Here is a 25,590-nt window from a genome sequence, read left to right as displayed (position 1 = left end):
GCACCCTTAAAGATGCATTTTATTTACATCTTATAATCACTCCGTGGTGCGCGACGTCTGAAGCCCTCAGCGTCGCGCCCGTGACAGAACTCATAACACTTCGGAGTGTGCCCCATGCTTTCCGCTGCTTCCCGCCCGTATATCGACGCCAGCGTCCCGGTGCTGCGCGACCACGGACTCGCCATCACGCGACATTTCTACGCCAGCATGTTCGAGGCACATCCCGAACTGCGCGATCTCTTCAACATGGGGAATCAGGCCAGCGGCGCGCAGCAGCAATCGCTCGCGTCGGCGGTGTTTGCCTACGCGGCCAACATCGACAACGCTGCTGCGCTGGCGCCCGTGATGGAGCGCATCGTTCACAAGCACGTCTCGGTCGGTATCACGCCGGCCCATTACCCCATCGTCGGGCGCCATCTGCTGGCCGCCATCAAGGACGTGCTGGGCGAGGCCGCGACGCCTGAGTTGATCGCCGCGTGGGACGAAGCGTACTGGCTGCTGGCGGGGGAATTGATCGCAGCCGAGGCGCGTCTCTCCGAGCGCACGCAGGCACCGCTGGGCGCGCTGCGCGAACTGGTCGTGACCGACGTCGATCGCGAGACCGAGCACATCGTTTCGTACTATCTGCAAACGCCGGAAGGCACCTCGCCGGGCGAGTTCGTGCCGGGACAATATGTGAGCGTGGCCGTCACGCTGCCGGACGGCCTGCATCAGCGCCGCCAGTACAGCCTGTCGGATTCGCCCACGGCGCCGCACTGGCGCATTACCGTCAAGCGCGAAGATGCGTCGAACGGCAAACCGGCCGGACAAGTTTCGAATTGGCTGCACGTCAATCTGAAGGCGGGCGATCGTATTCAGGTGAGCCCGGCGTATGGCGAATTCACGACGGCGCTGGACGCCGCCCATCCGCTGGTGCTGTTGAGTGCTGGCGTAGGTATCACGCCGATGATGTCGATGCTCGCCACGCTGGCGGCCAACGGCTCGCGCCGCGAGATCGTGTTTGCTCACGCGGCGCGTAACGCCGCCCACGTGGCACTGCGCCGTCAATGGCTGCATGCCGGTACGCAATTGCCGCATCTGCGCGTCGCCACGTTCTTCGAGACGCCGTTGGCGAGTGAGTGCGAAGGCACTGACTACACCTTCGCCGGGCGCATGGATGTGACCCGTCTGCCGTTGCCCGAGGGCGCTGAATACCTGCTGTGCGGCCCGACGCCGTTCATGCAGACGCAATGGCGTGCACTGCGCGATCAGGGCGTGCCTGCCGAGCGCATCCATCGCGAAGTGTTCGGTCCGGAAGCGCTCGATCTGGGCTGATTTCAGTCGATCAGCTTGCCCGCCGCGTCGTAGAACGGGTGCGTGCCACCGGCATCATCGACGAAGCCAAGGTGTGACACGAGACCGCTTTGCGGCGTGTACCGGTGCAGTTGGAACGCAGGCGGGTCGAGCACCCACGCAGACGGACCGCCCTCGCGCAAGTCGAGGGCGACCTGATGCGCAGGCGACGGGCACACGCTGGCAATGGTGCCGGCAAAGCGCGTGTGAATCGGACGATGCACGTGGCCGCAGATGAGTCGCTCCACGTTATCGAAGCGACGCACGACAGCGGCCAGCTTGGCCGCATCGCCCGCATCAAGCGCCTGCACGTCCATATGTTCGATACCGCAGGCGAACGGCGGGTGATGCATGGCGATCACCGTCGGCGTCGCCGTATCGGCGGCGAGTGTTGCTTCGAGCCAGTCGAGCCGCTCGTCGCACAGACGGCCGCCGCCATTGGGCGGGTCTTGCGTATCGAGCGCCACCAGCCGCAGCGGCCCGAACATCGCCGTGTACTGCACGAACGCGCCCGGCTTGCCGAGATACGTGTGTTCCGGAAACACTTCGCGCAGGGCGTCGCGGCCATCGTGATTGCCGATAACGAGGTAGTACGGCATTGCCAGCGGCGTCAGCAGGCGGCGCAGGTGTTCGTATTCTTCGCGAGCACCAAAGTCGACCAGATCGCCCGTCAGCACCACAAAGTCGGGGCGCGGCACGAGGGTATTCAGACGCGCCACACAGCGCTCGAGATAGGCGGCGGTATCCACACGCCGATAGGCCAGTTTGCCGGGCCGTTTGATGTGAAGGTCGCTGATTTGCGCGAACAGCATGAGCGGGTTATCCGTGAAGCGTAAAGACATGAGCGGCAGGCAACGACAGGCCCACCGGGTCGCCGACGCGGCATTCGCGACGGCTCGAAACTTCGACCAGCACCGCGCCCGCCGGTGACACCCCACCGACAGTGAGACGGGTGCGATCGCCGAGAAACTGCACGGCTTCGATTTTTCCGACGAGCGGCGCATCGACCGGCGGCACCACAATGGCGTCTTCCGGGCGGAAATACAGCTCTTGCGCATCGGCGCGCACGTCCGGGCACGCCAGCCGTCCGCCTTCCGTATGGAAGTGCCCCTCGCGCCACACCCCGGCAATGCGATTGAGCGTGCCGACGAAGTTCGCCACGTGGCGCGACGCCGGTTGGTAATAGATGTCGCGCGGCGCGCCAATCTGTTCGATACGCCCGGCACTCATCACCACGATGCGGTCGCCCAGCGCCATCGCTTCGTCCTGATCGTGCGTGACATACACCGTCGTCACCCCCAGACCGCGCAGCAGACGGTCCATATCGGCGCGCACGGTTTCGCGCAGCTTCGCGTCCAGCGCGGTGAGCGGTTCGTCGAGCAGCAGCACGCGCGGTTCCGGCGCGAGCGCACGGGCCAGCGCCACGCGTTGCTTCTGACCGCCCGAGAGTTGCGCAATGGCGCGGTCGGCGTAGGGCGTCAGGTGCACGAGGTCGAGCAATTCGTCCACGCGCTTGTCGACCTGCGCCGACGGCAGCCCGCGCAACTTCAGCCCGTAGGCCACGTTGCCACGCACCGTGAAGTTGGGGAACAACGCGTAGTTCTGGAAGACCATGCCCACGCGGCGCTTTTCGATCGGCAGACGGGTGACGTCCTCATCGCCAAAGCGCACGCGCCCGCCCGCATCGGGGCGCTCAAGGCCTGCGATCATGCGCAGCGTGGTGGTCTTGCCGCAGCCCGACGGGCCGAGCAGCACCAGTGTCTCGCCTGCGCCGATCGTCAGATCGAGCGGCTGCAACACCGTGTTGCCGTTGAACGTCTTGGCACAGCGTTCGAGATGGATCGGAATCGAAGTCAGTTTCATCGCAATTTCCTTGGCATGCTTTGTGTGCAATGGCGCGTGCGTGTGCTTGTGCGTATCAAGTACGGCCGCGCGCATTGCGAACCTTGGCGCGCTGCGCCGTCATCTGCATGACGACGAGCAGCGGCACGATCAGCACGAAAAACACCGCCGTATAGGCGCTGCCGATCTCCAGACGCAGCGACGCATACGCGTCAGCCAGCCCCACGGGCAGCGTCTTGGTATCGGGCGTGTGCAGCATCCACGTCAGGTTGAATTCACCGAGCGAGAGCGTCACCACGATGAGCGCCGCCGCCACGATCTCGCTGCGGATATTGGGCAGCACCACCGTCATGAAGCGGCGCAGAAAGGTCGCGCCGAGACTCGCTGCGCCCTCTTCCATCAGCTTGATGCGCGAATCGGCACACGCAGCCGCCACGGCACGCACCATGAACGGCAGCGTGAAGATCACGTGCCCCACCACGATGAACGCGAGGCTCTGGCGGAAGTCGCGCATGCCGCCATACACGCTGATCAACGCCAGCGCACTGGCCAGCCCCGGCAGGGCGATCGGCAGCGTCAGCAGCTCTTCGATCCAGCGGGCCATGCGGCTATTCCAGCGCGCCAGCACGTAGCCGGCCGGAACACCCAGCAGCGTCACGAGAATGAGCGTGGCCGCGCCGACGTACAGCGAGTTGAGAATGGCGTCGTGATAGTCCTGCCAGACCTGAATCACCCACTTGAACGTGAGACCGGCCGACGGACCCCGGAAGTAATTGACCGACAAACCGGCGAGCACCGACATGCCGACCGGCACCAGCAAGAACGCGCACATCAGCAGCGTGAGCAGCAGTTGCAGCGTGAAAAGGGTTTTCTTGAGCATGGGGATCAGCCTCCGGCGGCAACCGTCTGCCCGGCGAAATTACGCGCGAGCATCAGCACGGCCCATGTGACGATGCCGAGAATCACCGAGAGCGCCGCCGCTGTCGCCACATTCGCGTTAAGCGTGAACTCGGTGTAGATGGTCATCGGCAACACGTCGATGTCGGTCGCGAGCGTGAACGCGGTACCGAAGGCACCGACCGAGGTCGCGAAACACATCGCGCCCGATGCGATCAGTGCGGGGGCGAGCGCCGGCAGCGTGACGTCGCGCAGAATGGCAAACGGCCCGGCGCCGAGCGATGACGCCGCTTCCGAGAGCGAATGATCGAGCGACTCCGCAGCGGCCATCACGGCGAGGATCACGCGCGGAATCGAGAAATAGAGATAGCCGAGGAACAGCCCGGCCAAAGAATACGCAAACACCAGCTTGTGACCGACGAGCTTGAGCGTCAAATCGCCGATCAGCCCCTGCCGTCCCGCCAGCATGATGACCATGAAGCCGACCACCACGCCGGGGAACGCCAGCGGCAACGTGAGCATCGACACGAGAATCGATTTGCCCGCGAAGTCATGCCGGGTGAGAAAGAGGCCTGCGACGAGCGACAACGCGAGCGTGGCGAGTGTGACCAGTGCCGAGAGCACCACCGTTTGCCACAGACTGTCGAGATACCGCGCGTTGGTGAGAATGGCGCGGTAGGTCTCGAACGCATGACCGTCGCCGCTCACCTGCACGAGCGCGGCCATCGGCAACAGCCAGAAGGCCAGAAACACCGCCAGCGCAGGCAGCAGGAGTGCCACACGCCAGGCGCGCGGCAGGGTCAGGTCACGCATCGTCTCGTTCCTCTTCCTCAGTCCCGTAGGGCGTGCTTAGCGCACGTTCTTCAGATATTGCTGACCGAACGCATCCTGCTGGTCGGCGAGCTTCTGAAGGTCAACCGGCTTCACCCGTGCATAGTCGGTGGCCGGCAGGAACTTGGCCGCCACGTCGGCCGGCATCGTGCTGGCACGCACCGGACGCAGGAACGCTTGCGACCAATGCGCCTGACCCTTGTCCGAGAGCGTGTAGTCGATGACCTTCTTGCCGTTGTCCGCGTGCGGGGCGTTCTTCACGAGCGCGATCACGTACGGCAGCGACACCGTGCCTTCCATCGGAATCACGAACTGCACGTTGGCGCGGTCCTTGTAGATGGCGCGATAGGCGTTGAAGTCGAAGTCGATCAGGATGGGGATCTCACCCGAGAGCACGCGCGCGTAGGCCGTTTGCTTCGGCACGATCGGCGCGTTGGCCTTGAGCTTCTGGAAGAAGCTGATGGCCGGGGCGAAGTTGTCCATCGAGCCGCCCAGTGCCTGATTGGCCGCAATCGCTGCGGCGTAGCCGGCGAAGGCGCTGCTCGGGTCCAGATAGCCCACCATGCCGCGATATTCCGGCTTGAGCAGGTCGGCCCACGAACGCGGCACCGGCTTGCCTTCCAGCGCATCGCGGTTCACGAAGAAGCCGACCGTACCCGAGTGGATGGTGGTCCACAGGCCGTTCGGGTCCTTCAGATTGGCCGGCACCTGATCCCAATGGGCCGGCTTGTACGGGGCGAGCAAGCCCTTCTTGCCGGCTTCGATCGCCGACGTGATGCCGAGGTAGACGATGTCGGCCACCGGCGCCTTCTGTTCCGCGATCATCTGCGCAACGGCCTGGCCCGAGTTCTTGTTGTCGAGCGGCACACGAATGCCGGTGTCTTGCGCAATGGCCTTGACCTGACCGGCCCAGTCCGCCCATTCCGGCGGGCAGTTGTAGCAGATTGCCGTCTGCTGGGCGTGCGCGGCGCCAGCGCCGAGCAGGGTGAAAAGCGCCAGCGTGCGGGCGGCGCGGGTGATCCAAAGCTTCATTTCTGTGGGCTCCTGAGCGTCTGACCATTGGCGGCACTCGCGTGCTGCCGGGTAGGTGCGGTCGGTACTGCGTTGCTGTCGATGTTGACGATTCGGGCCTTGCGGCCTGATGCCTGATTGCCTCGGCCGTCGCTGCGCTCTCTGCCACGAAGTGATGGAGCGAGTCGCCGGCCAATTTCCTTGTCGATGCTTTGTGCTGCTGTCCTGCCTGAAACGTGTTGCTTGAAACCTGATGTCACTTGCGCGGCGGCGGCGCCACCGTGCCGCCCCGGCGAATCGCGTGCGGCAGGATTAGCGCGTGGCTCATCTCTGCCGTCGCTGACGTGGGCGAAGCGCCGCCGGCCGGCCGGCCCTCGATCTGAGCGAGCAGCCGTTGTGCGGCGTGCCGGCCAATCTCCACGCTGGGTTGCACCACGGTGGCAAGCGTCGGCGAGAGCAGCTCACCCACGGCCAGCCCGTCGAAGCCGAGCACGGAGATATCGTCGGGTACCCGCAGCCCGGCCTCACGCAACGCGCGCATGACGCCGAGCGCCAGCAGATCGTTCGAGCAGAACAACGCCGTGGGACGTGCGCCGTCGCGCTCGCGCTGCGCCAGCCACTCGCGCACCCGCTCGCCACGTGCACCACTGTTGAAATCGATTTCGAAGGCCGGCAGCGGCGTGAGCCCGGCGGCCTGCATCGCGTCGCCATAGCCGAGAAAGCGGCGCTTGGCGCGATCGGACGCGTGCAGCGCCCCGGTCACCATGACGATGTCACGATGCCCTGCCTCGATCAGCATGGCCACGCCTTGCGCGGCGGCGGCGCGATTGTCGACTGAGACACATGGCCGGTTCGGGGCGTCGTTGTAGACCAGTTGGCACGCCACGCCTTCGGCGGCGAGGTCGTCGACGAGCGCGCTGTGTTCGGCGTCGGCCAAGGTGAGCAGCAGGCCGTCCACGCGCTGTTGCAGCAGCGTCTCGATGGCGTTGCGCTCACGCTCGGGGTCGTATTGGGTCGTGACCAGCAACAGGCGGCGGCCGGTGCCGTCGATGGCGGCTTCGATGCCTTCCAGACAATCGGCAAACACCGGGTTGCCCAGCGTCGGCAGCATCACCCCGATGAGGCCGGTGCGCTCGCCGCGCAACTGGCGGCCCAGCGCATTGGGCCGGAATTTCAACTCGGCGGCAGCCGCCTGCACACGGGCAAGCGTCTCCGGACGCACCAGTTGCGGCGAATTGAGCGCACGTGACACGGTGGCGATCGAACAGCCCGCGCGTTGCGCGACATCCCGGATATCTGCCAAGCCAAGTCTCCTCTTGTGGTGCCGCGCGGCGAATCGGCCCATTGGGGCAATATCGACCGTTAGCGGCTTTTGCGTAAATGTAAACGTTTACGAAAACGTTTTCACTCCGGGATTCTATGGAGACATTGTGATGAATTGATGACAGCCGGCCGCCCTTTTTCGCCGCCGCCGAAGCCCGGGGATGCGACCTATACTGAAATTCCCCATGCATCGGGCGTGACGGCACCCCCACCCACTACGACCGGGATTGGCCATGAACGAATATCACTTCCTCACCTTGTGGCGGCTCACTGCACCGCTCGAAGAAGTCTGGGACACCATTCGCGACGTCGACCACTGGGCCCGCTGGTGGCCCTGCGTGCGCGAAGTCCAAACGCTCGATGCCGGCGGAGCCGATGGCGTGGGTGCCTTGCGGCGTCTGACGTGGCACGGCGCGCTGCCCTACTCGCTCACCTTCGACACGCGGGTCACACACGTCGAATCGATGCGTGAAATCCGGGTGGAGGCCAGCGGCGATGCGGAAGGCACCGGCCTGTGGCGGTTCGACACCGAGGGGTCGATTACCGTCGTTCGCTATGGATGGGATGTGCGCACCAACCGTGCATGGATGAGCAAGCTGGCACCGCTCGCCCAGCCGTTATTCCGTTGGAACCACAATTACGTGATGCGCCGTGGCGGTGAAGGGCTTGCTGCCGTGCTCAATGCGCATCTGGTGGAATGCCTCGATACGGACCTGCCGCCTGCCGCCATTGGCGAAGACCGCACGCCGCGCGACCTGCGCGCCGCCCGTGCCCGGGCCAGTCATGACGGGCGGTGACGCGCTGTCGCATTCCTCAGGGCGGTGACGTGTTGGCCGTGTCACGCGTCAGTCTGGCGCGACGCATTCTGAACAGGTACGTCGGCGGCAGCGTGGCTGCACGTCTGATCACCGAGATATCCAGACCGACACATTCGTGATCGAGGCTTTCGAGCGGCCTGCCCTGTGCGTGACAGACCATCACTTCGTTCAGGGCGATTATCGACGTCACCTCTTCAAACTGTCGCGAGTCGATATGGCGCGACTTCGCAAACCCTGACGCGGCCTCCACCCGGTCTTCTCTCACCTCGTAACGTGCTGCCGTTGCATCCCACGCCACGAGATCGTCGAGACAGACCAATCGCCCATTCCAGGTTTCACGAAGCCCCCGCTCGACATGCGCGCGAGTCGCCATGTCGTTGGTCAGGAACGTTGCCAGTGCCGATTTGGGAACGCCCCACGCGTTGAGTTCACGCCAGAGGTCACGCGCGGGGGCGAAGCGCCGGCGTGCAAACAGGTAGCGCGCGAGATCCCGGGTTCGCATCAGCGTTGGCGACGATGCGTGAAACATCGGGATGCCCTCCGGACACCACGCCAGCGAAGCGATGTCGGGCGGCGCAGACGCGGCGGGTTCGCATTCCGAAGCGGCCGAAACCGCAGAGTATGTGGAACCTGTCGTGTGGGCCCGGGTGGAGACCGGCACCGGTGGTGGCGTTGGGGTACGTACCAGACGTTGCAGATAGCCGGAGAGGTCCAGTTCAAACGCGTCGACGTCCTCAGTACGCAGTGGCGGCAGTGCCTCGACTTGCCAATGCCAGCGCAATGGGCCCTCGTTCGTTGATGTGGAAGCCCGCCCTTGCGCAGTCTGCGCTCGCTGACATTGCCGGGCTGCGGCGCCTGCCCAAGCTAGCGCGCGGTCTTCGGGGACAGTACCGCTGCGTTGTCTGACTTCGCAACGTGCAAAATCGAAATGACTGAGCGTGAGGTGCAACCTGCGGGTTGGCGCACAACTCGCCCCCGCCTCCCCCGCCGGGGGCGGTGAGATAGGTGAGGTCGGTGAGGTCGGTGAGGTCGGTGAGCTTGGTGCAGGCATCAACGGACCGGGCGTTGAGAAGCGAATCACCCAGACGCCGACGTCGTGTTTCCACGGGGCCACGCTAACCGTCGGATAACGAGGGCTGATGAGATCGACGTGCGATTGCAGCACGCTGGCAAGGGCCTCGGCGAATAACTGGTGGATCGTCGCTTCGCTGGGCGGCGTATCGAGACCGTGAACGGTGGCGGACGCCGGAAGGCGAGGCATGGCAGTCTGATGCCGGGTCTGCGAGGACACGCGGGCAACGCCCGATCGGGGGCGATTCGGATAGGTAGAAAGATAGGGAGAAAAGCGGTCGGCACCGGGTGCCGCAGAGCAGGCAGGTTTCATTGAGGCGGGTCGGGATGGGCGCAGACGGCGCGGAAAACGACGCGGCACCCGAGCCTCAGAACGTGAAGCTCAAGCTAACCCAGCCATCGGCAGCCCAAGAGAAAAGAGCGCCAATTCTCGGTGTGGCCCCCTGGAAGCGCTGTTGACATCCGTCTGATGGCTTTCGGGCCAAGCCCCTTGCGGCAGATGTCGATATTCCACAAAGGAATAGACACCACTCCAGATTTCATTATTTTTTATATCGCTGGATGCCTAGACTGGAGGGCATCTGGCGGTGGCTGTCGCCTGCTACCGCGTGACGCTCCCGGCGACACGCCCGCCCAAGCGCCACCGCCCCGCAAAACACTAATGTATCTGGAGACCTCGTGAGCCTTGCGACCCCGCCGCTGCTGCGGCACTACGTGGATGGTGCGTTCATCGCCACCGATCGTCAGTTCGATAACGTGAGCCCTGTCGACGGCCGGCTCATCGCGAAGGTTTGCGAAGCCGATGCCGCCATCGTCGACCGCGCTGTCGTCGCCGCCCGCCGCGCCCTGCACGAAGGCCCGTGGGGCAAGACCACCCCGGCCGAGCGCGCCGCGGTGCTGCATCGCATCGCCGACGGTATTCAGGCACGCTTCGACGATTTCGTCGCCGCTGAAGTCGCCGACACCGGCCGTCCGGTCGAACAGGCCCGCACGCTCGACATCGCGCGCGGCATCGCTAACTTCCGCATGTTCGCCGATCTGATCAAGACGGCGGGCACCGAGATGTACGAGATGCGCGCGGCCGATGGCGGCGACGTGATGAACTACGTCACCCGCAAGCCGCTCGGCGTCATCGGCATCATCTCGCCGTGGAACCTGCCGCTGCTGCTCTTCACGTGGAAAGTGGCACCGGCGCTCGCCATGGGCAATTGCGTGGTGACCAAGCCGTCGGAAGAAACCCCGTCGTCGGCCACGCTGCTCGCCGAAGTTATGGACGCCGCGGGCGTGCCGCCCGGCGTGTTCAACCTCGTGCACGGCTTCGGTCCCAACTCGGCGGGCGAATTCCTCACCAAGCACCCCGATGTCTCTGCGATCACGTTCACCGGTGAGTCGCGCACGGGCAGCGCCATCATGAAAGCCGTGGCCGATGGCGTGAAGGAAATCTCGTTCGAACTCGGTGGCAAGAACGCCGCCGTCGTGTTCGCCGATGCCGACTTCGACGCCGCCGTCGACGGCGTGGTCCGTTCGTCGTTCACCAACGCCGGCCAAGTCTGTCTGTGCTCCGAGCGCGTGTATGTCGAGCGTCCGATCTACGAACGCTTTGTCGCGGCGCTGGCCGAGCGCGCCGCTGCCCTGCGCATCGACGCCCCGGACGCGCAAGGCGTGCAGATGGGCCCGCTCGTCTCGCGCAAGCATCGTGAAAAAGTGCTGTCCTATTACAAGCTGGCCGTCGAAGAAGGCGCGACTGTCGTCACCGGTGGCGGTGTCCCCGTGTTTGGAGATGCCCGCGACGAAGGTGCGTTCGTACAGCCGACCGTCTGGACCGGCCTGCCCGATACGGCGCGCTGCGTGCGCGAAGAAATCTTTGGCCCGGTGTGCCACGTCGCGCCGTTCGACAGCGAAGACGAAGTCATCCGCCGCGTGAACGACAGCGACTACGGTCTGGCCGGCTGCGTGTGGACGACAAACCTGTCGCGCGCGCACCGTGTGGCGCGTCAGTTCCAGACCGGTCTCGTGTGGGTGAATACGTGGTTCCTGCGCGACCTGCGCACGCCGTTCGGCGGCGTGAAGCTGTCGGGGCTCGGGCGCGAAGGCGGGCGTCACTCGCTCGACTTCTATTCCGAAATCACCAACATCTGCATCAAACTCTGACCTGACAATGTGAGGCGACGGCGCGGGGGCTATCGATGGGGGTCGATACCCCCGCGCCCGTGCGCCGCACGCTGACAAAACAACAGAAGCCCACGAAAAAACACGGAGACGCGTCACCCATGAGCGCAACGCAATCGCAAGACACCCAAGCCCGCGTCGTCGCGGGCAAGGCCAAGCCGCGCGGCAAATTCCCGCACATCAAGCGCGCGGGCGACTTCCTGTTCGTCTCGGGCACCAGCTCGCGCCGGCCCGACAACAGCTACGCCGGTGCGCAGGTCGATGCGCTGGGCGTGACCCAGCTCGACATTCGCGAACAGACCCGCGCCGTCATCGAGAACATTCGCGACATCCTCGCGAGCGAAGGCGCGACGCTGGCCGATGTGGTGGAAGTGGGCTCGTTTCTCGTGAACATGAACGACTTCGGCGGCTATAACGAGGTGTACGGCGAATACTTCGATGAGAACGGCCCCACGCGCACCACCGTGGCCGTGCACCAGTTGCCGCATCCGCTGCTGCTCATCGAGATCAAGTGCGTGGCGTACTCGCCGCGCGCACGCTGAACAAGGCGAGACAGACAAGCGCCCACGAGCAAGAAATTCAACGCGACATGATTCGGGAGACAGCATGTTGACGTACGGCAAACCCTTCAATTTCCAGCACTGGATCGACGAGCATGCCCATCTGCTCAAGCCGCCGGTCGGCAACCAGCAAGTCTGGCAGGACAGCGACTTCATCGTGACCGTGGTCGGCGGCCCCAACCACCGCACCGACTATCACGACGATCCGCTCGAAGAATTCTTTTATCAGTTCAAGGGCAACGCGTGGCTCAAGCTCTGGATCGATGGCCGTGAAGCGCGTGTCGATCTCAAGGAAGGCGACATCTTCCTGCTGCCGCCGCACGTGCGCCACTCGCCGCAACGCCCCGAGGCCGACAGCCTGTGTCTGGTCATCGAGCGCCAGCGTCCGGCGGGCCTGCTCGACGGCTTCGAGTGGTATTGCCTGAAGTGCGGCACGCAGGTGCATCGCGTCGAGGTGCAACTGAAGAGCATCGTGACCGACCTGCCGCCGCTGTTCGACGCGTTCTACGGCAGCGAGACATTGCGCCGTTGCCCGAGCTGCGGCGAGATCCACCCGGGGCGCGCTGCATCAGCCCCGGCGGCGGCCTGACGCGGCGCCCGTCGACCTCGGCCCCCGGCCCTACGCCCACTACCCGACAGAACAAGTCACTTCATGAAGAAAATCGACATGCACGCCCACTTCTTCCCGCGTATCACGCAGGAAGAAGCGGCCCGACTGGACGCCGCCACCGCGCCGTGGCTGCGCATTGACGAGAACGGCGAGACCGGCAACATCATGCTCGCCGACAAAGCCTTCCGCCCGGTCTATCGCGCGCTGTGGGACCCCGCGCTGCGCATCGAAGAACTCGACCGCCACGGGATCGACCTGCAAGTGGTCTGCGCGACGCCGATCATGTTCGGCTATCGCTACGACGGCCATGCCGTGATGGACTGGGTGCAGCGCATGAACGATCTCGCGCTGGAGCACTGCGCCTATGCGCCCACGCGCCTGAAGGCGATGGCGCAAGTGCCCTTGCAGGACCTCGATCTGGCTTGCGCCGAAGCCTCGCGCGCCAAGGCCACCGGCCACGTCGGCGTGCAGATTGGCAATCACCTCGGACCGAAAGACCTCGACGACGAACATCTGGTCGCGTTTTTGCGGCACTGCGGCAACGAGCACATCCCCGTGCTGGTGCACCCGTGGGACATGATGACCGATGGCCGCATGAAGAAATGGATGATGCCTTGGCTCGTGGCCATGCCCGCCGAGACGCAGCTCTCCATCCTGTCGCTGATTCTCTCGGGAGCGTTCGAGCGCCTGCCGCGCTCGCTCAAGCTGTGCTTCGCTCACGGCGGCGGCGGCTTCCCTTACCTGCTGGGCCGCGCCGAGAACGCGTGGCATTGCCGCGACATCGTGCGCGCCGACAGCCCGCATCCGCCGTCTCATTATCTGGACCGCTTTTACGTAGACAGCGCCGTGTTCGATCCGCGCGCCCTGCGCCTGCTGGTCGACACGATGGGCGTGGAGCGCGTCATGCTCGGCTCGGACCACCCGTTCCCGCTCGGCGAACAGGAGATCGGCAAGCTGGTGGCCGATCAGCCGGGGCTGGACGCTCACGCCCGCGAACGCATTCTGGCCGGCAACGCCCGGGAGTTCTTCGGGCTGTAACTGGTGCTTTCCCGAGGTGTTTTTGAAATTGCTTGCCTACGTAATAGGCGTCGTTTAGGCTGGGCACTGAAATATTTGATGCTTAAACAATTTAACGTAAGCCATCGAAATAACGCCTACGTATGACCGACGTGCCCGGCTGACGATGACCGCCATGAAGAAGCGCTCAGGTCGCCCGGCACGCCCCCTCTGCTCACAGTGTTTGCCAGTTCCGGAACTTAGTTTGGAGACCATGATGACGGGAACGAAGACCACGCAACGCAAAACGATCGCAGTCCTGGGCGCTATTGCCGCCGCCGCAGCACTGCTCACCGCCGGCGGTGCGCATGCCGAGGTCAAGATCGGCTTCATCGGTACGCTCTCCGGCCCGGGCGGTGCGCTCGGTCAGGATCAGTACGACGCCTTCATGCTCGCCGTCGAGCAAAAGGGCGGCAAGCTGGGCGGCGTGCCGGTGCAAGTGATCAAAGAAGACGACCAGCTCAAGCCCGACGTGGGCGTGCAGGCTGCACAAAAGCTGGTGGAGCGCGACAAGGTGTCGATCATCACCGGCGTGACGTTCTCGAACGTGATGATGGCCATTCACAAGAACGTGACCAACGCGGGTGTGGTCATGGTCGGCTCAAACGCCGGCCCGACCCCGATTGCGGGCGCCCAATGCTCACCGAACTTCTTCTCGACCTCGTGGGACAACGATGAGTTGCATGAGGCCGGTGGTCAGCTCTCGAGCGATCTGGGCTACAAGAAGATGTACGTCATGGCCCCGAACTATCAGGCCGGACGCGACGCCGTGAACGGCTTCAAGCGCGACTACAAGGGCCAGATCGTCGACGAGGTGTACACGCAGGTCAACCAGCCCGACTACTCGGCAGAAATCGCCCAGTTGCAGGCGGCCAAACCCGATGCTGTCTACGTCTTCTACCCGGGCGGCATGGGCGTGAACTTCGTCAAGCAATACCGTCAGGCCGGACTGCTCGGCAAGATTCCGCTGATCTCCGTGTCGACCATCGACGGCTCGACCCTGCCCGCGCTGAAGGAACTCGCCGTGGGCGCCATTACCAGCGCGCCCTACTCGCCGGACCTCGACAACGCGCAGAACAAGCAGTTCGTCACGGCCTTCCAGAAGAAATACAACCGCGTGCCGTCGATGTACGCCGCGCAGTCGTATGACGCGGCCAACCTGATCGATTCGGCACTCACCAAGACCAAGGGCAGCGTGGCCGATCGCGAAGCACTGCGCGCGGCGCTCAAGCAAGCCGACTTCTCGTCGGTGCGTGGCCCGTTCAAGTTTGCCAGCAACCAGTTTCCGATCGCGCAGTTCTATCGCGTGGATGTGGTCAAGGACAGCGCAGGTGCCGCCTTCGCGACCAAGGGCCAGATCAAAATCCAGACGCGTGCCGACCTGGCCACGCAGTGCAAGATCAAGTCGTAAGCCTGCGTCGTATCTCGTGACACCGCCCGTGCCAAATGCGGGCGGGCGCAAGTGCCCCGGTGCCATTGCATCGGCGGCACTGTTCTTGCACGACCTGCACATCTGAACGACCCGTATCCGCTGGACCAGTTGAGCATTACCTGAGCACTACGAGGGTTTATGAAGCGCTACCGCAATTTCGACGAGGCCGAGCTGGACGTTGAGTACAACGCCCGCGCCACCACGCCCAACGTCCTCGACATCCTGAAGCAATACGCCGCCGATAGCGCGCACGCCCGCGCCACGGTTCCCTGCGTACTCGACGTCGCCTACGGCGATCATCCCGACGAGACGCTCGACATCTTTCCCGCCCCCACGCCCGGTGCGCCCGTGTTCTTCTTCGTGCACGGCGGCTACTGGCGCGCCCTGAACAAGAGCGACTCCAGCAACATGGCGCCCGCGTTCACGCAGGCCGGGGCCACTGTCGTTGCGATCAACTACACGCTGGCCCCCGGCGCGTCGCTCGACACGATCGTCGATCAGACCCGCCGCGCGCTCGCGTGGGTGCATCGTCACATCGGGGCGCATCATGGCGACCCGAAACGCATTCACGTGTGCGGCAGCTCCGCAGGCGGGCATCTCGCGGGCATGTTGCTCGCGCAGGGCTGGCATGCGAAATATGGCGTGCCGGAAGACGTGATTGCCGGTGCCGCACCGCTCTCTGGCCTGTTCGATCTCACGCCGATTCCGTTCACGCACATCAACGAATGGATGAAGCTCAGCGCGGACGATGCCACCCGCAACAGCCCGCAGTTTCATTTGCCCGCCCACGGCTGCCCGATCGTCGTGTCCTACGGCGAAACCGAGACGGCCGAGTTCAAGCGCCAGAGCGTGGATTACCTTGCGGCATGGCGTGAGCGCGGCTTTACCGGCGAATACGTGCCGATGCCCGGCACCAATCACTTCGATATCGTGCTGACGCTGAACGACCCTGCCAGCCCGCTCACGCAGGCCATCTTCCGTCAGATGGGGTTGCTCGCCGGCACGGCCACCGCCACGAACCACAGGGAAGCCAAATGAGCCTCACCCTCTTCATCATGCAGTGCCTGAACGGGCTGCAACTCGGGGTGCTGCTGTTCCTGATGGCGGCCGGGCTCACGCTGGTGTTCGGCATCATGAACTTCGTGAACCTCGCGCATGGCTCGCTGTACATGATGGGCGCGTTCATCGCGGCCACCGTCTACAACCATACGGGGTCGTTCGCGCTGGCCGCCATTGCGATCATTCCGGCGATGCTGATCATCGGCCTGATCGTCGAATTCGTGGCGCTCAAGACGCTGTATGACCGCGATCACCTCGACCAGGTGCTCGCCACGTTCGGCCTGATCCTGTTCTTCAACGAACTGGCACGCATGATCTGGGGCCCGTCGCCCTATTACATGGAAGTGCCCGAGTGGCTGGGCGGCACCGTCGATCTGTTCGGCCTGCAATACCCGGCGTATCGCTTCCTCATCATTCTGGTGGGGCTGGCCGTCGCACTCGGCTGCTATCTGCTGATTCACCGCACGCGCATCGGCATGCTGATACGTGCCGGGGCGACGCATCGTCAGATGGTCGGTGCGCTTGGCGTGAATATCGTGCTGCTCAACTCGCTGCTGTTCGGGCTGGGGGCGATTCTCGCGGGCATCGCCGGTCTGATGGCGGGCCCGATTCTCTCGGTGCAACCGGGCATGGGCGAGCCGATTCTGATTCTCACGATGGTGGTGATCGTGATCGGCGGCATCGGCTCGGTGCGCGGCGCGTTTCTCGCGGCGCTCATCGTCGGGGTGGTCGATACGGTCGGCCGCACGGCATTGCCCACGCTGCTTCGCAGTCTGATGGAGCGCAGCACGGCCGACACCGCCGGCCCCGCGCTCGCTTCGATGCTCATCTACCTTGTCATGGCCGCGGTACTCGCGGTTCGTCCGCAAGGCCTGTTCCCGGTCAAACACGGTTGACGATGGAAATGAAACTGAATCTTCGCACCGCCGTGCCGCTGCTGTTGCTGGCCTTTCTGGCGCTGGTGCCCATTTACGCGACGGCCGTGCAACAGCCGTTCTATCTCACCCTCTTCGGCCGCATCGTGGTGTTCGCCATCGCCGCCGTCTCGCTCGATCTGATTCTTGGCTACGGCGGCATGGTCAGCTTCGGTCATGCGCTCTATCTGGGGCTCGGCGCTTATGTGGTCGGCATCCTGAGCTTTCACGGCATCGATAACGGCTTCGTGCATCTGGGCGTGACGCTGCTGGTGTGCGCCCTCGTCGGCGCCCTCACCGGCCTGCTCTCGCTGCGCACGACCGGCATCGCATTCATCATGATTACGCTCGCCTTCGCGCAAATGTTCTACTTTCTGGCCGTGGGCCTGAAGCAGTACGGCGGCGACGATGGACTGCCGGTCGCCGCGGCCAGCCGCTTCGGCAATGTGTCGCTCGATAACCCGACGGTGCTGTACTACGTAGCCTTCGCCGTGCTTTGTCTGTGCGTGTGGGCGGGCCGCCGGTTGGTCGACGCGCGCTTCGGCATGGTTATTCGCGGCAGCCGCCAGAACGACCGCCGCATGCGTGCGCTGGGCTACCCGACGTTGCGCTACAAGCTCGTGGCTTACATCATCAGCGCGATGGTGTGCGGCGTGGCCGGCATGCTCTACGCCAACCTCACCCACTTCGTCTCGCCCGCCTACATGGCGTGGACGGCGTCGGGCGAACTGATCGTGATGGTCGTGCTGGGCGGGCTTGGGTCGTTCTTCGGCCCGGTGCTCGGCAGCACCGCCATGCTACTCATCGAAGAAGGCCTGAAGGGACTGACCGAGCACTGGATGATCATCTTCGGCCCGCTGATCGTGATCTCGGTGCTGGTCTCGCGACGCGGCCTGTACGGCCTGCTCGGTGACCTGCAAGTGCGCCTCGCGCGCCGCGCACGCGCAGTGGAGGGCAAAGCATGAGCCTGCTCAAAGTCGACCAACTGGTCAAACGCTACGGCGGGCTCACCGCCACCGATCACTTCTGTCTGGACGTTGCCCCGGGCGAGCTGCACGCCATCATCGGGCCGAACGGCGCCGGCAAGAGCACGCTCATCGGCCAGTTGGCCGGGGAGTTGCGCTCCGACGAAGGGTCGATCCATTTCGACGGACGCGACATCACCGGCATGCCGATCGAGCAACGTGCGCGTGCCGGTCTCGCCCGCTCGTATCAGATCACCTCGGTGTTTCGCGAATTCACCGCGCTCGAGAATGTGCTGGTGGCCGTGCAAGCGATGCAAGGTCACAGCTTCGGGTTCTGGCGTCCGGCTATTCGTCAGGCGTCGCTCGTCGATCCCGCACGGGAGATTCTGGCGCGCACCGGACTGGCAGCACGCATGAACGTTCCCGCGTCCGCCCTCGCCCACGGCGAGCATCGGCAGTTGGAACTCGCCATGGCGCTGGCCGGGCAACCCCGGCTGCTGTTGCTGGACGAACCAATGGCGGGGATGTCGCAGGCCGAATCGGAGCAGATGACGCATCTGCTCGCCGAACTCAAAGGCGACTACGGCATCGTGCTCGTCGAACACGATATGGACGCCGTCTTCGCGCTGGCCGACCGCATCACGGTGCTGGTCTACGGCCGCGCGATTGCCTGCGGCGACGCCGACACGATCCGCAACGATGCGGGCGTGCGTGAAGCCTACCTCGGGGACGAAACCCGCAACGAAATGCTGGGAGCGACGGCATGAGCACTCTGTTGTCTTTGGCCGGCGTCGAGTCGTATTACGGAGCGAGTCAGGCACTGTTCGGCATGCAGCTCGATATCGAGCGCGGCGCGTTCGTCACGCTGCTCGGGCGCAACGGCATGGGCAAGTCGACCACGGTGAAGTCGATCACCGGTCTCATGCGCCCTGCGCGCGGCGAGATCGTCTTCGACGGTCAGCCGATTCACGCCAGCCCGTCGCATCGCATTGCCCGCGCCGGCATGGGGCTGGTGCCCGAAGGCCGCCAGATCTTCCCCACACTGACCGTGCGCGAGAACCTCGTAGCGACGGCAGGCAATCGCCACGGTGCCAGTTCGCCGTGGACGCTCGCACGCATCTACGACCTGTTCCCTCGCCTGCGCGAGCGTGAGAAAAATCTCGGCAGCAATCTCTCGGGTGGTGAGCAGCAGATGCTCGCGATTGGGCGCGCGCTGATGACGAATCCGAAATTGCTCATTCTCGACGAAGCGACGGAAGGCCTCGCGCCGCTCATTCGCGGTGAAATCTGGCAATGCCTCAAGCAACTCAAAGGCAGCGGTTTGTCGATTCTTTGTATCGACAAGAATCTGGCGCCGATGCTCGAGCTGGGCGATCGTCACTACATCGTCGACAAGGGCCGTGTGGCGTGGCAGGGAGACTCCGCCGGGCTGCGTCGCGACATGGCGCAGTTGCAGACCTATCTCGGCGTGTGAGCACGGTCTGAAGTGACGGGTGGCGGCCGTGCGCTGCGCCCGCGCACCCACTCTGCGGCACTCAGGCATCACCTGAGTGCGTAGTACTCGATAGGTGTCAGACGCGAAAACCACGAGAGTTTTGTGAAAGCGCCCGGGCAAACGTTGTGTTGCAATCAGTCCCGCTTGATTGACTTCACAAGCCCGGCGCGACTTACACCATCCGCGCACGCTCTCCACTTAACTTTCACCCACTGACACCGGGCAGGACTATGGCTTACTCGAATACGCCTTCCAATCCGTTCCGCTGGCTGCTCACGCAGGACACCGGGGCGCCACCGCCCACCGAGCCGACGCACGTCAAGAGCGGACTCCCTGCGGACTTGCCGCTCAACATCAAGGAATTACCGCGTACCCCGCTACCCAAACTGGAAGTGTTTCCCGAAGAACTGCTCGCCTTGCGCAAGCATCTGGGCATGTCACGCAATGTCTTTGCGCATTACCTGCGGACGAATCCGCGCACGCTGGAAAACTGGGAACAAGGCCGCGCACGGCCGAATGCTCAGGCGGTGTGCCTGATCCGGCTCGTGCAACAGAATCCGGGGCTCGTCTCGGCGCTCGCCGGACTCTGATGCCCGGCAATGAACTGCGGATGCGCATCACGCGCAGATGCTTAGGGCGGCGGTCGGCGCACCGTCGATGAGCTGCCCGAACTGCCCATTGTGGCTGTCGCTGCCGCCGTCCCTTCTCTCTCCTGCGTCGCCCGTCAGGGCTTCAAGCCGCACGCCTCGCGCAGACACACCACAAAGCGCTCGCACGCCGGGCTCGGCTGTTTGTCCGAGCGCAGCGAATAACCCACGTCGCCAAAGCTGCCCGATACCGTATCGGCCAATACCCGCAGCAGGCCAGAGTCGACAAACGGTTTAGCCGCCGCACGCGGCATGAGCGCCACGCGTGGCGATTCGAGCATCAAACCGATATTGGTCAGGATCGACAGCGACTCGACGACGTCCTCGGGCAGCAACAGCCCAGCATCGTGAAAGAGGCGCTCGGCGGCCAGCCGCGACGGCGACTCGGGCACTGGCAGAATCCATGACCCTTCGCGCAATTGCGCCAGCGGCACCCGCGCCGCCGAGTCAGCCCAGTGACGAATGCCACCGACCACGCAGAGCGATTCGTTGAAGAGAATTTCGTGTGTCAGGGCGAAGGCGTTGGCGACCGGCAGCGCCCGCTCGGGCAATCGGCCGACGACGATGTCGAGATCGCCGCTGGCCAACGCCGGGAACAGTTGCGCCGTGGTCGCCTCGCGCACCGTCACCAGCACGCCGGGCGCCCGCGACTTGAGCATGGCGATCGTGCGTGGCAGCAGGTCGGCCGACGCCGAAATCAGCGTGCCGACAATCACATGCCCGCTGGTGCCCGCGCTGAACGCGTTGACTTCATCGGTCAGGTAGCGCAACTCGGCCATCAGCGACTTGACGCGATGCCCGAGCAATTCGCCCAGCTCCGTCGGCTGCATGCCCCGGTTGCTACGCACGAACAAGGGCCCTTCGAAGCAGGCCTCCAGCTCATGCACGATCTTGCTCACCGCAGGTTGCGTAAGGCCCGTCTCGTTGGCGGCACGCACCAGCGAGCCCGTCTCGAGCACACGATCGAATACCTGAAGTTGATGGAACTTGAGCTTTCGCCCGAGGTTGAGGGCAGTCCAGGGCAATGAACGCATCGGGATCCTGTTCAGGCCGCTGCCGCCGAGGGCGGCGAACCCGGCCCGGCCCCCTGCGGCACCGGTGTCGGGTCGGCAGGCTCGGCCGACAGAAAGGCGGTGACGAACTCTTCGAGCATCGCCACATCCGGCAGGGATGACGGGTTGACGTGATGATTCACGAGACAGCCGTCAAACGTCAGTACCAGCATGTCGACCAGACGCGCACGCCTTACGCTGTCACGCGCGAGGCTCGGCGCGCTGGCGGCCAGCATGGCCGAGAGCCGCTCGCGAAACCATTGCAACAGCGTCGGGTCGTACGGGTCGCCCGGGGTCACCGTGGCCAGTGCCTGCACCAGGTTGTGCGAGAAGCCGTTGTCGAGCCGGGGCGTCTCCACCAGCAGGCCGCTGAGCAGGCTGCGCATGCGCGCGTGGGCACCGTGGGCGGCAAGCACTTCAGCTTCGAGCGTAGCGATGCGTGCCTTGAACCAGCGCTCGTAGACGCAGAAGAAGACTTGCAGCTTCGCAGTGAAGTAGCTGTAAATGTTCGCGTGCGAAATACCCGCGCGCTTGGCGATCTGCACCATGGTCGTTTCGACGTACCCTTTCTCGAGAAAAAGGGCGTGCGACGCTTCGAGGATGGCCAGACGAATGTCTTCTTTCTTGACTTGTGGCATGAGTAAGCCTGCGCGGTTAGGCCACGCACCTCAATCGAAATTTCTCAACCTCACGCTGAGGTCAATACCGAACGTCAGCGGGGGTAGTATGCCAGCGCTCACGCAGCTTGCGGCGAAAACTAAGCGCAAACACTCCCCCGGACTTTCCCGGTATTCCAACGCATACAACGCGGTTTACGATGACAGACATCGCGTTATGCGCCGGATTACCGCGTATTACGCGCATGGCCCATTCCCTCGAAAATCGATAGAAAACGGGGTGTTTTATCCGTACGGGCGAGCCTTTTTTCCGACGAAAAAACGCTGCGCCGCGTGTGGCATTCGCGGCCGTACGCCTTTATCCGCAAGCCACGGCGGCAATGTCGTCATGGGACTTATCTGATGTTTTAGCGCGCATGCCCGCAGCCCACGGCATCGTCCTTAGCATGGGGACTTTCCGCTTGCCGCCGTGCCTCCGGGAAACCTTCGTGTGAGCCGTCACCCGTTCGGCATTCTCATTTTTCAATGGCTATTTTCCGAGCGTGAATCGAGGCGCTGTCTGCGAGACTTTTGCCTCGCCGCGTCCCCGCCGGTAGCGCACTGACGAATGACTGACCGCCGGTTGCCGATGGGTTGTCAGTGAGCTGTCAGTGAGCTGTCGGTGGGCTGTCAACGCGCTGACGGGAAACGGTCGACGTCATATACGACGCGATACGCGATGCCATGCCCCGGATGAGCCCGTGCGCCGCTCATCATGTTCCGATCCAACGCGTCTCCTTCCCCGGCACCGCACGCTGCCCCGCTGCGCCGCGCCGATATCTGGCTGATGGCCGTGGCCTGCGGGCTGGCGGTTGCCAATCTCAACTACTGTCATCCGATGCTCGGCCACATCGGCACGCGCTTCGACACGTCGGGCTGGCAACTGTCGATGGTGCCCGCCGCCGCGCAACTGGGCTATGCGGCGGGCCTGCTGCTGCTCACCCCATTGGGCGACCGCGTTGCCGACCGCCGGCGTCTGATCGTGTGGCAGATGCTCGGTCTGTGTGCGTCGCTGCTGCTCGCGGCATCGGCACCGCACTTCTGGATACTCGTCGTCGCTAGCTTTGCCATCGGCGTGACAGGCACTGTCGCCCAGCACATCCTGCCCCTCGCCGCACAACTGGCACCGCCCGAGCGGCGCGGCGCTGTCGTCGGCACGGTCGTCAGCGGCCTGCTCATCGGCATTCTCGGCGCACGCACGCTCGCAGGTTGGGTGGCTACGTGGTGGCACTGGCGCGCGATGTTCGGCATGGCCGCCCTTGCCATGCTGTGTCTGGCGGCTTTGCTCGGCCGACGTCTGCCATACGCGCCGCCAACTACGTCGATGACGTACCCTGCTTTGCTGCGTTCGATGGTCACGCTCTTTGGGCGGCACGCTGCGCTGCGCGCATCGGCGCTCATCGGCGGTCTGCTGTTTGCGGCATTCAGCGCCTTCTGGTCCACGCTCACGCTCTGGCTCGCGAGTCCTGTGCATGGGCAGCACGCTGGCGTGGCAGGCACTTTCGGTGTCATCGGTATCGTGGGCGCGCTTGCGGCCCCGCTTGCCGGACGCCTCACCGATCGCGGCGGACCGCATCGCGTGTTGTGGGCAGGTATCGGTGCGGTGGTGCTGTCGTTCGCCACGCTCTGGGTCGGACAGGCGAGTCTCGTGGGCCTCGCACTCGGCGTGATCGTGCTCGATCTCGGCGTGCAGACGGGGCAGATCGCCAATCAGACGCGCATTTTCGCGCTCGATGCCGAAGCCGCCAGCCGTCTGAACACGCTCTACATGAGTGTCTATTTCCTGATGGGCGCGCTGGGCTCCGCACTTGGCGTGATGGCATGGAGTGCGTGGGGCTGGGACGGCGTCTGTGCATTCGGTGTGGCGGCGGGCTTGCTTGCATGCGCAGTGCACGCGACCGGTAAGCGCAGCGCGAACTTCTTGTGATGCAACGACAACCGCATGAAAGCGGCACGCAATCGCTTTTCCCATGGGCTCGTCCGCGCGTCCTACATCGCCTTCCTTCATCAGGTGTCAGTGCCCTCCTACATAGTTCGGAGTGCATCACATGTACTAAAGTTAACTAACGCTACTTGCGTAGTTCGAGTCGATTGGGTTCGCGAAGCGGTACCGCTCGAGGCCATTACAAAGACTTACAAGATCGCGCGATCTTATTCACGCATCGAGCGTCGAACCCTTGTCTATCCATGATGACGACGGGTGGGATGAACACTACCCTCGCAAGGAGGTCATGATGCGAATCAACCGAACTGGCGCTAATTCCGGCGCTGCTGGCAATACCCATCAAGGCGCGCCGCGGACATCGAGTCTCCCGACGCGGCGCGTGGCTTCAGCCGTCACTGCGACGGGTTTCGCCGCAGTGCTGCTCACGATCGCAGGGTGCGCGTATCAGGCACCGCCGCAACCTCGCCTGCCGTATCGCGGCAACGAGTCGACGAACCCGGCGTATCAGTCTGACTGCGGGCCGCCGCCGTATGCCGCTGGCACGCCGTGCAGCCCATACGCCGCACCGCCCCCGCCGGTGGCCCCGGCGACCGATGCCTACGGGCGTCCGTACCCGCCGACCGATGGCTATGGCCGTCCGTATCCGTCCGATGCCCAAGGGCGTCCGTATCCGCCGCCGCCCCCGCCTCCTGCGTATCGGGAGAGCAACCCGGCCAATGGCATGGGCGCACCGGAGAACGGGTCCGACACGGCCCACTGATGCATTCCACGAACAGCAGGCCCACACGATCCAATCGCGCGTGGCCTGCAACACCCGGGGCAACGCGCCCCTTTGAAGGAGCCATGCTTCATGAAAACGACTCAACAACGGATCTCGCGCACTGCCGGCACCCTGCTTCTCGGGGCCGCGCTGATCGGCTCGCTGGCAGGTTGCGGTGGTATGACGCCGCGTGAGTCACGTAACACCGCCGTGGGTGCCGGTGTCGGCGCGCTTGGCGGCGCACTGATCTCCGGTGGCGATCTGGGCACCACCGTCGGGGGTGCCGTCGTCGGCGGCGTGATCGGTAACGTCGTGACGGGCGATCGCCGTCGTTGATCGGCGATCAACGATCGACCCTCGACCCTCGACCATTGACCCTCGACGGTAAGCCCGACGTTGCGCCCCGCCCTACCGCATCACCTTCAGGAGAAAGTGCGACATGACCACTTCCGAATCCAAACGCCAACGTTCCCTTCGAACGATTGAAACCCTGCGCACGCGCCGTATCGGCCGCGCGACGCTGGCCGCGATCACGCTCTGTGCCGGCGCTGCCGCTCTCTCGCTGGTCGCGCTGCCGAGCTACGCGCAGTCGGCCGCACCGATCAACGGTGTCGTGCCCACGACCCCGACGGCCCCGCCGCCGCCTGCCGCAGGCCCCGACTTCGGCGATGCTGCCGACCAGAACGCCGCACTCGGTCTGTATTTGCAGCGCTCGTTCGATGCCATCGATACCAATCACGACGGCAAGATCGACCGCAATGAATGGGCGGCCTATCAACGCAGTCAACTCGAAGCCCGTCGTGCCACGTTCGAGCGCTATTTCAAAGCGGCCGACAAGGATGGCGACGGCTATCTGAGCCGTGACGAGGTCGCCGCCGCTGAACCGTTCCTGTATCAGCATTTCGACGAAATCGACGTCAATCACGACGGCAAACTCTCGCCCGCCGAGATTCGCGCCTACTTCCGCCGCTACTATCACGAGCGCGCTCAGGCCGACGCGGCCACGACGAAGCCCTGAACCGGGTTAGGCGGTAAGTACAACCCGCCACTCTCCGGCCAATAAAAAACGCCACGGCAAACGATTGCCGTGGCGTTTTTTATTCAAACTTCGGCCCCCGGCGGTCGACCACCGGAGACTTCACGTC

The 25,590-nt window shown here is 64.3% G+C and carries 26 protein-coding genes; 17 read left to right on the top strand and 9 right to left on the bottom strand.

Features of this window, described 5'->3' with window-relative positions; translation table 11 throughout:
- Window positions 1-114 precede the first annotated feature (114 nt).
- Window positions 115-1,314 carry a globin domain-containing protein gene (locus tag AT302_RS07020; protein ID WP_058377812.1) on the top strand — a complete coding sequence of 400 codons (1,200 nt, stop codon included), beginning with the start codon at window positions 115-117 and terminating at the stop codon, window positions 1,312-1,314.
- Between the two features lie 2 nt (window positions 1,315-1,316).
- Here AT302_RS07020 and AT302_RS07015 read toward each other — a convergent pair whose 3' ends face one another.
- The 6 genes from AT302_RS07015 to AT302_RS06990 form a co-directional block, all read right to left on the bottom strand.
- On the bottom strand, window positions 1,317-2,144 hold the full coding sequence (locus AT302_RS07015; protein WP_058377811.1) for a phosphodiesterase: 828 nt from the start codon (window positions 2,142-2,144) through the stop codon (window positions 1,317-1,319).
- A gap of 7 nt (window positions 2,145-2,151) precedes the next feature.
- On the bottom strand, window positions 2,152-3,195 hold the full coding sequence (locus AT302_RS07010) for an ABC transporter ATP-binding protein (RefSeq protein ID WP_058380163.1): 1,044 nt from the start codon (window positions 3,193-3,195) through the stop codon (window positions 2,152-2,154).
- 55 nt (window positions 3,196-3,250) lie between these two features.
- Window positions 3,251-4,054: an ABC transporter permease gene (locus AT302_RS07005; protein WP_058377810.1), complete on the bottom strand. Its 804-nt coding sequence runs from the start codon at window positions 4,052-4,054 to the stop codon at window positions 3,251-3,253.
- A gap of 5 nt (window positions 4,055-4,059) precedes the next feature.
- Window positions 4,060-4,884, bottom strand: a complete 825-nt coding sequence (locus tag AT302_RS07000; RefSeq protein WP_058377809.1) for an ABC transporter permease — start codon at window positions 4,882-4,884, stop codon at window positions 4,060-4,062.
- A gap of 36 nt (window positions 4,885-4,920) precedes the next feature.
- Entirely contained in the window at window positions 4,921-5,934 is a 1,014-nt protein-coding gene (locus AT302_RS06995) for an extracellular solute-binding protein (protein WP_058377808.1), read from the bottom strand.
- 235 nt (window positions 5,935-6,169) lie between these two features.
- Window positions 6,170-7,216 carry a LacI family DNA-binding transcriptional regulator gene (locus tag AT302_RS06990; RefSeq protein WP_084656070.1) on the bottom strand — a complete coding sequence of 349 codons (1,047 nt, stop codon included), beginning with the start codon at window positions 7,214-7,216 and terminating at the stop codon, window positions 6,170-6,172.
- 253 nt (window positions 7,217-7,469) lie between these two features.
- On the opposite strand from AT302_RS06990, the gene AT302_RS06985 reads away from it, so the two are divergent.
- The gene (locus AT302_RS06985) at window positions 7,470-8,033 is read left to right on the top strand and encodes an SRPBCC family protein (RefSeq protein WP_058377806.1); all 564 of its coding nucleotides are present in this window, start codon (window positions 7,470-7,472) and stop codon (window positions 8,031-8,033) included.
- Between the two features lie 16 nt (window positions 8,034-8,049).
- Here the strand turns inward: AT302_RS06985 and AT302_RS06980 are convergent, their stop codons facing one another.
- A complete protein-coding gene (locus AT302_RS06980) occupies window positions 8,050-8,835 on the bottom strand; it encodes a hypothetical protein (RefSeq protein WP_064675048.1) in 786 nt (261 codons plus the stop codon).
- Between the two features lie 968 nt (window positions 8,836-9,803).
- On the opposite strand from AT302_RS06980, the gene AT302_RS06975 reads away from it, so the two are divergent.
- The 11 genes from AT302_RS06975 to AT302_RS28065 all read left to right on the top strand — a co-directional run bounded on the left by AT302_RS06975 (window position 9,804) and on the right by AT302_RS28065 (window position 19,975).
- Complete coding sequence (locus AT302_RS06975) at window positions 9,804-11,276, top strand: 2-hydroxymuconic semialdehyde dehydrogenase (RefSeq protein ID WP_058377804.1); 1,473 nt, start codon at window positions 9,804-9,806, stop codon at window positions 11,274-11,276.
- Window positions 11,277-11,395: 119 nt separating this feature from the next.
- Complete coding sequence (locus AT302_RS06970) at window positions 11,396-11,836, top strand: RidA family protein (protein WP_058377803.1); 441 nt, start codon at window positions 11,396-11,398, stop codon at window positions 11,834-11,836.
- A gap of 64 nt (window positions 11,837-11,900) precedes the next feature.
- Window positions 11,901-12,443 carry a 3-hydroxyanthranilate 3,4-dioxygenase gene (locus AT302_RS06965; RefSeq protein WP_058377802.1) on the top strand — a complete coding sequence of 181 codons (543 nt, stop codon included), beginning with the start codon at window positions 11,901-11,903 and terminating at the stop codon, window positions 12,441-12,443.
- Between the two features lie 63 nt (window positions 12,444-12,506).
- On the top strand, window positions 12,507-13,502 hold the full coding sequence (locus tag AT302_RS06960) for an amidohydrolase family protein (protein WP_058377801.1): 996 nt from the start codon (window positions 12,507-12,509) through the stop codon (window positions 13,500-13,502).
- A gap of 235 nt (window positions 13,503-13,737) precedes the next feature.
- Window positions 13,738-14,931: an ABC transporter substrate-binding protein gene (locus tag AT302_RS06955; protein ID WP_058377800.1), complete on the top strand. Its 1,194-nt coding sequence runs from the start codon at window positions 13,738-13,740 to the stop codon at window positions 14,929-14,931.
- Window positions 14,932-15,090: 159 nt separating this feature from the next.
- Entirely contained in the window at window positions 15,091-15,990 is a 900-nt protein-coding gene (locus AT302_RS06950; RefSeq protein ID WP_058377799.1) for an alpha/beta hydrolase, read from the top strand.
- The gene (locus AT302_RS06945; RefSeq protein ID WP_058377798.1) at window positions 15,987-16,907 is read left to right on the top strand and encodes a branched-chain amino acid ABC transporter permease; all 921 of its coding nucleotides are present in this window, start codon (window positions 15,987-15,989) and stop codon (window positions 16,905-16,907) included. Before AT302_RS06950 ends, AT302_RS06945 begins: the two co-directional genes overlap by 4 nt.
- Window positions 16,908-16,915: 8 nt before the next feature.
- Complete coding sequence (locus AT302_RS06940) at window positions 16,916-17,890, top strand: branched-chain amino acid ABC transporter permease (RefSeq protein WP_084656547.1); 975 nt, start codon at window positions 16,916-16,918, stop codon at window positions 17,888-17,890.
- Window positions 17,887-18,657, top strand: coding sequence for an ABC transporter ATP-binding protein (locus AT302_RS06935; protein ID WP_058377796.1), 771 nt, complete (start codon window positions 17,887-17,889; stop codon window positions 18,655-18,657). Before AT302_RS06940 ends, AT302_RS06935 begins: the two co-directional genes overlap by 4 nt.
- A complete protein-coding gene (locus AT302_RS06930) occupies window positions 18,654-19,364 on the top strand; it encodes an ABC transporter ATP-binding protein (protein ID WP_058377795.1) in 711 nt (236 codons plus the stop codon). The genes AT302_RS06935 and AT302_RS06930 overlap by 4 nt, the downstream gene beginning before the upstream one ends.
- 251 nt (window positions 19,365-19,615) lie before the next feature.
- Window positions 19,616-19,975, top strand: coding sequence for a helix-turn-helix domain-containing protein (locus AT302_RS28065; RefSeq protein ID WP_237172085.1), 360 nt, complete (start codon window positions 19,616-19,618; stop codon window positions 19,973-19,975).
- 134 nt (window positions 19,976-20,109) lie between these two features.
- Here the strand turns inward: AT302_RS28065 and AT302_RS06920 are convergent, their stop codons facing one another.
- Window positions 20,110-21,066: a LysR substrate-binding domain-containing protein gene (locus AT302_RS06920; RefSeq protein WP_058377794.1), complete on the bottom strand. Its 957-nt coding sequence runs from the start codon at window positions 21,064-21,066 to the stop codon at window positions 20,110-20,112.
- An 11-nt stretch (window positions 21,067-21,077) separates the two neighbouring features.
- The gene (locus AT302_RS06915) at window positions 21,078-21,722 is read right to left on the bottom strand and encodes a TetR/AcrR family transcriptional regulator (protein ID WP_058377793.1); all 645 of its coding nucleotides are present in this window, start codon (window positions 21,720-21,722) and stop codon (window positions 21,078-21,080) included.
- A 733-nt stretch (window positions 21,723-22,455) separates the two neighbouring features.
- Between AT302_RS06915 and AT302_RS06910 the strand changes: the two genes are divergently transcribed.
- The 4 genes from AT302_RS06910 (at window position 22,456) to AT302_RS06895 (ending at window position 25,463) form a co-directional block, all read left to right on the top strand.
- Window positions 22,456-23,667, top strand: coding sequence for an MFS transporter (locus tag AT302_RS06910; protein ID WP_058377792.1), 1,212 nt, complete (start codon window positions 22,456-22,458; stop codon window positions 23,665-23,667).
- A 397-nt stretch (window positions 23,668-24,064) separates the two neighbouring features.
- Entirely contained in the window at window positions 24,065-24,445 is a 381-nt protein-coding gene (locus AT302_RS06905; protein WP_058377791.1) for a hypothetical protein, read from the top strand.
- Between the two features lie 90 nt (window positions 24,446-24,535).
- Window positions 24,536-24,781: a hypothetical protein gene (locus tag AT302_RS06900; protein WP_058377790.1), complete on the top strand. Its 246-nt coding sequence runs from the start codon at window positions 24,536-24,538 to the stop codon at window positions 24,779-24,781.
- Window positions 24,782-24,884: 103 nt separating this feature from the next.
- Window positions 24,885-25,463, top strand: coding sequence for an EF-hand domain-containing protein (locus tag AT302_RS06895; protein WP_058377789.1), 579 nt, complete (start codon window positions 24,885-24,887; stop codon window positions 25,461-25,463).
- The last annotated feature ends 127 nt before the right edge of the window (window positions 25,464-25,590 follow it).

Origin of the sequence: Pandoraea norimbergensis (assembly GCF_001465545.3) — a bacterium.
In the GTDB taxonomy this organism is placed as follows: domain Bacteria; phylum Pseudomonadota; class Gammaproteobacteria; order Burkholderiales; family Burkholderiaceae; genus Pandoraea; species Pandoraea norimbergensis.
This window is presented reverse-complemented; position numbering and strand designations above follow the sequence as displayed.